The organism is Pseudomonas sp. NBRC 111139 (assembly GCF_001753955.1).
In the GTDB taxonomy this organism is placed as follows: domain Bacteria; phylum Pseudomonadota; class Gammaproteobacteria; order Pseudomonadales; family Pseudomonadaceae; genus Aquipseudomonas; species Aquipseudomonas alloputida.
On sequence record NZ_BCBP01000146.1, the window covers coordinates 1 to 2,126 of the forward strand.

The window sequence follows — 2,126 nt, forward strand, 5'->3', positions numbered from 1 at the left end:
CGGCGACCGATGCCGCTGGCAATACTTCCGTTGCCAGCTCGGTCACCGCCCCAGACATCGATGGCGGCGATACCACCCCGCCTGAAGCACCGACCAATCTGGTGATCGGCCTTGCCGGCAGCCAGCTCAGCGGTCGCGGCGAAACCGACTCTACCGTGCAGGTGCGTGACGCGGCAGGCAACATCCTCGCGACTGGCACCGTCGCTGCAGATGGCACCTTCGTCATTACCCTGGACCCTGCCGTGAACGACGGCAGCACCTTGCAAGTCACCCTCACCGATGCCGCCGGCAACGTATCGCAGCCGGGCTCGGTCACCTCGGCCGACTTGCTGCCGCCCGCACAACCGACTGACCTGGCCCTGGCCGATGGCGTCACCTTCACCGGTCGCGGCGAGCCCGGTGCCACCGTGCAGGTGCGCGATGCTGCCGGCAACCTGATTGGCACCGGTGCCGTCGGTGCCGACGGCCTGTTCAGCATTGCCCTGTCGCCTGCCCAGGCCAACGGCGAAGCCCTGGACATCCGCCAGGTGGATGCCGCCGGCAACAGTTCGATACCGCTGGAGTTCACAGCCCCGGATATCACACCGCCCGAGGCGGTCACCGACATCCTGGTCGGCCCAGGTGGCACGGCCCTGAGCGGTCGCGGCGAACCCGGCGCCACTGTCGAAGTGCGTGATGCCAGTGGCACAGTGATCGGCACGGGGGTTGTGGGAGCCAATGGCACCTTCCTGATCGATCTGGATCCGACGGCGCAGCCGGGCGAGCAGTTGAGCCTGGTGCAAACCGACACAAGCGGCAATGCTTCGGTGGCTACCGAGTACGATGTACCACTGACCACCGCGCCCGACAGCCCGAGCAATCTGGCCATCAATGCTGATGGCACCACCCTCACCGGTACCGCGCCGGCCGGCAGCCGTGTGGAAGTGCATGATGCCAACGGCACGTTGATTGGCACTGTGGTGGCTGGCCCCGACGGCAGCTTCGCCGTCACCCTTGACCCGGCCCAGTCCAATGGCGAACTGCTGGACGTGGTCGCCATCGATGACGGCGGCCTTTCCTCGCTGCCTACCCAGATCACCGCACCTGATATCACCGCCCCTGCCGCACCGACCGAACTGGCCGTGAGCGCGGACGGCAGCGTTATCACCGGCCGTGCCGAACCGGGCAGTACTGTGCGCATCGTGGCTGCCGACGGCACCGAACTAGGCACTGCTTTGGTCGGCCCGACCGGCGTGTTCAGCCTCAACCTCAATCCGCCACAAGTTGATGGCGAAGTACTGCAGGCCACGGCGACCGATGCCGCTGGCAATACTTCCGTTGCCAGCTCGGTCACCGCCCCAGACATCGATGGCGGCGATACCACCCCGCCTGAAGCACCGACCAATCTGGTGATCGGCCTTGCCGGCAGCCAGCTCAGCGGTCGAGGCGAAGCCGGCACTGCCGTGCAGGTGCGTGACGCGGCCGGCAACATCCTTGCGACTGGCAACGTCGCTGCAGATGGCACCTTCACCGTCACCCTGGACCCTGCCGTGAACGACGGCAGCACCTTGCAAGTCACCCTCACCGATGCCGCCGGCAACATATCCCAACCGGGCTCGGTCACCTCGGCCGACTTGCTGCCGCCAGCACAACCGACTGACCTGGCCCTGGCCGATGGCGTCACCTTCACCGGTCGCGGCGAGCCCGGTGCCACCGTGCAGGTGCGCGATGCCGGCGGTACTGTCATCGGTACTGGTGTCGTAGGTGCCGACGGCCTGTTCAACCTCACCCTGTCGCCTGCCCAGGCCAATGGTGAAGCACTCGACGTGCGCTTGGTGGATGCCGCCGGTAACAGCTCTGCCCCATTGCAATTCGATTCGCCGGACATCACACGGCCCGATGCGGTCACCGACATCCTGGTCGGCCCAGGTGGCACGGCCCTGAGCGGTCGCGGCGAACCGGGTGCCACTGTCGAAGTGCGCGATGCCAATGGCACCGTGATCGGCACGGGTGTGGTCGGTGCCAACGGCACCTTCCTGATCGACCTCGCCCCAGCCGCGCAGCCGGGCGAGCAGTTGAGCCTGGTGCAGACCGACCCAAGCGGCAATGCGTCCGTGGCTACTGAGTACGACGTACCGCTGACCACT

1 protein-coding gene is annotated in these 2,126 nt (G+C 66.7%); it reads left to right on the top strand.

The features are described 5' to 3' along the window. A partial coding sequence (locus tag BJQ17_RS29515) for an Ig-like domain-containing protein (protein ID WP_256560083.1) occupies positions 1-2,126 on the top strand: 2,126 nt, incomplete at both ends.